This window comes from Candidatus Zixiibacteriota bacterium, from assembly GCA_040752815.1.
In the GTDB taxonomy this organism is placed as follows: Bacteria; Zixibacteria; MSB-5A5; order GN15; family FEB-12; genus JAGGTI01.
Map to the genome: position 1 here is coordinate 1 of JBFMGC010000097.1, position 4,035 is coordinate 4,035.

At 58.3% G+C, this 4,035-nt stretch carries 1 protein-coding gene; it reads right to left on the bottom strand.

The features are described 5' to 3' along the window. Positions 1 to 3,972 (bottom strand): hypothetical protein (locus AB1772_13220; protein MEW5797300.1); only part of this gene is annotated, 3,972 nt, incomplete at its 3' end. Positions 3,973 to 4,035: the final 63 nt, after the last annotated feature.

The window sequence follows — 4,035 nt, forward strand, 5'->3', positions numbered from 1 at the left end:
GATAGCGCCGGTGAGTGGTGTCCAGCTGGCGCCAGTGTAGTCCTGTGTCTTCAGGTCAACATTGCCCGCGGCGCCCAGATAGATATAGATCGTGTTCGCTTCTCCGCCGACGAGTTGCCAGTTCGCACCTTTGTAGTTCTGGGCGCTGAGATCAATAGTCGCATCCTCAGCCAGGATGGGGCCGATATAACGGTAGATGGCTCCGGCCAGCGCCTTGTCTGCGGCGTAGTCGGCCGCAGCACGGACGAAGTCGCCCTGTTTGATGGAAACTTCACCTGCGCCGCTTGCGTAGTCAGCCGCCAGGCGAACGAACTGGCCATTGTTCAGCGCTACAGTCTTGTCGCCTGCAACCCCGGGCGTCAAGTCGGCAGCTGCCTCAACCGATTTTGTGTCAGTATTGACGAGGTCGTATTCGTCCGAAATTTGAACCGTATCTCCGGTCAGTACCAGACGGCGACCGGAGTCGGTTGTAAATCTGGCGCTGTCGTAACCGTCAGCAACTTTGATGCGGGTGCCTACACCGACTGCATGTACACCATCGTCTGTCGTGTAGCTCGGTGCGCCGTAATTGTCGGCCAGGCGAACCTTGTCACCGAACTCGATCTTCACCGAACCCTCGCTCGTCTTGAAATCGGCCGGGATAAAGTCGTTCAGCGTCTCCTGTGCCACTCCAACCCCGCCATCGTTGGTAGTGACCGATGACGAGACAAGTTTGACGTTGGAATAGACTCCGGAGTTGTCAAGGGCCTTGATGGTAACGCCGCCTGTCGCATCTACCTCGCCGATGCCGGCAGGGAAGCTGACGAGCTTCCAGTGAGCTGTGTCGGTGGCATAATTCTGCGTACCGAGGTTGCGTGAGGCTGCAATAAGGGTCACCGGATCGAGCAGATCGCCAAGATTAACGCCCACTCCCAGCAAGCCGAGCACGTCATCCACAACGCCGAGCGCGTCATCTACGGCGTTGCTGCCGATATATTCGTAGACCTTGCCGGTGGTGACATCAAGCACGCGAGTGCCGGCAAGCACCGGTTTTGTGCCGTCGGTACTCTTGTAGTCTGATTTTTTAACATCGATATACGCTTCGGCGCTGCTGCTGACCTTGTTGCTCGCCAGCACTCCGCCCACAGCCTTGCCGTTGGCATCGACCATCGCTGCAGCGGCAGAACTGGTCGCATTGCTGACCGTCGCGTTGAGCTGCGCCTCCAAAGTGGCGATAACATTGAGGTTGCCGACAACATTGACGTCCGAGTTCAGGATATAGGCCGAGGTACGCGCGGGCAGTTCTCCGCCGAAGGGGGACTTGACCGGTATCCAGCGAGTAAGATCTTGTAGATTCTCCGCGCCCAGATCGACCTGTTGTTCGACCTGTTTTGCCCAGACGGCCGGATTTCCGTAGCTTTCGGCATTCAGGTCTATACCTGCCGGAACCGTTCGATCCGATCCGAGATATTTGTAAAGCCCCGCCGCGGCAACCAGTTCGCCGTCCTCGTCATTGATGTCGGAATAGAGCCTGACAAGATCGCCGTTCTTCAGTTCAGTGGGACGGTTGTAAACGGTGTACTGACGATCTGCAGTTTCACTGCCGGCAAACCAGTAAACAATACCTGTCTCGCCGTCCCTGACCCGATCGCCAACCTGAAGCATAGGCGCGATTTCGTTGTCCTCGTAGTCGTAGTCATCCAGCGGACGTCCGATGATGGTGTCAAGGGCGTTCATCAGCAGGTTCTGCGACTGCCAGCCGATGCTGTTGAAGGCGACCGAGATGCCTACACCGGTATCGCCGGTGCTGGTGTTGGAGATGAGTGTGGCGTCGATGGTCGAGGTATTGGCTGATTCGACATTAAGATCGCCTGCGGCGGTATCGATCTCGCTGTCGCGGATAAAGGCGTCCGAGCGGCTGAGCACGACATTGGTGACCGCCTGCCCGTTGACAGCAAGGACTGTGCCGGAGCCGTAGAAACTGCCCCCCGAGGCCTCCACGTTGATATCGGCTCTGGAATGGATGAAGGCTGTTTCAAGCGCATTCACATCGACGGAAGCGGCCGTAAGCGTGGTGTTGTCGATCGATGCTTCTACCGCGCTGCGCACGTCGTTCATCACGAACAGCACCCCTACCGCCTTGGCGTCGGAATCGGTCAGGTTGCCGATATTCGGATAGAGATCGGCAAGGTCGTTGCTGCTGGTCAGTTTCTGCCACAAATTAGTGTTGGAATAATCCTGGGTGCCGAGATCAACTTGTATGCCGGGCAAGAGGGGGTAGAGGTCTACCAGAGGCTGCAGGCCGTTGTCTGGATTAAGGTCGGTGTCGAGCACTGCGAGATCACTGCCTATAAAGCGGTAGTTGGCACCTACCTGCCCTCCTCCCACATACCCGGGCGCTATCCGGATCTGCTGCGGCGAGAACTGGTCGGGCAGTATGCTCGGCAGCGATATGAGGGTCTGTACACCGGATTTGGTGGTGTAGTCGTAGTCACCCGGCAGCAGCACGTTAAGCACGGACTCGACCTGGTTGACAACGCCGGCCAGTGTGTTGCTCGCTATCGCCCGCTGCACCACTATGCTGTCGGAGGTGATGCCGGCAACGTCTTCGGCCCGCACCGTGACCGACCCATTTGCTGTTACCGTGCCGCGAGCATCGGTGAAATCGATATACGCCTTGGCCAGGCTGCTGACCTTGTTGCTCGCCAGTACCCCGCCGCCGGCTATGGCAGAGGCCCCGTCCATGACACCAGGAATGACGATGTCGAGCGCGGCCTCGGAGATGTTGATATTGCCTACCTTGGCGCTGATCTGGGCTTCGTTTATCGCGGTTACAGAAAGGGCGCCGCCAATGTCGATCGTCGAGTCCACGATGTAGGCCTGAACCTGCGCTGGCCGTTCGCCGTCAAATGCGGATGAGAGCATCGGGTCGCCGATCAGCGCGTCAATCGCGCTGAAGAGGACGTTCTGCGCTTTCCAGCCGACAGCGTTGAACGCCACCACCGCGCTCTTTCCATCCCAGGATTCGATCGTACTGGCGGTATCGGCCTCGATCAGAGAAATGTTCTGGCCGTCGACCACCAGGTTGGCATCCGTTCTGACAATGCTGCCGTCGATATATGCGAATGCACCGCTCAATACGTTGTTGGTGGCGATCACGCCTCCCGCGCCCGCATAGGACGTAACCGTGCTGTTCTCCAGGGCGCGGATGCGCGCGCTCTCCAGTGCCTGTACGGTTACATCGCCCACGGCATCGACCGTGGTGTCGAGCAGGTAGGCGTTGACGCTGCTGCGCACATCGTTGCGGTCGATCAGGCCGTAGTAGCTCTTGGCATCGCCGGTCAGACCGGTGCCGAGCGAATCAAGTACGGCATAGACGGTCGAGTCGGTGATCAGATTGCTCGGGTTCAACCGCTTCCAGAGGCCATAGTTGGTGTAGTCCTGAACGCCCAGATTGACTCCGGTGCCGAGGGTGGACGTGCCCATGAACTGATAGGTGCCGTCTACCTCGACCCAGTTGCTATTGTCGAGGTAGTCCTGTGTGCCAAGATTTACAGACCCGGAAGGCGGGGTACCGATAAACATATAGCTGCTGCCGGCAAGGCCCTTGCCACCCGCGTAATCGTCGGAGAGTGTAACGATGGTTGTGTCGGGCACCAGCGCTTGGAGCTGGTCGTCGCCGTTGGTCTCGAAGTCAGCCGGATAGTAGTCGTCTGCAATAAGGACCTTGTCGCCAAATACGAGATTTTTCGTCCCCGAGTTACTGGTGTACTGATAGTCGTTGAGGTACAGCCCGGCCCATTTGTTGAGCAGGCCGGCGCCGGCGTCGTTGGTCGGAGAAACCTTCGAGTACATCGTCGTCTTTGCATCGATCGCGGCATCGTCCTGAGCCTGCACCGTCAAACCGGCGCCGGACAAGACTGTGCCACCGTCGATAAAGGCTTCGGCCCTGCTGCTGACCATGTTGCTGGAAAGGATGCCGCTGACGCTCATGCCGGCCGCTTTTATAAAGGCCGATGGGAAAGAGGTGGCATCGTTGCTGACCTGAGCGTAGAT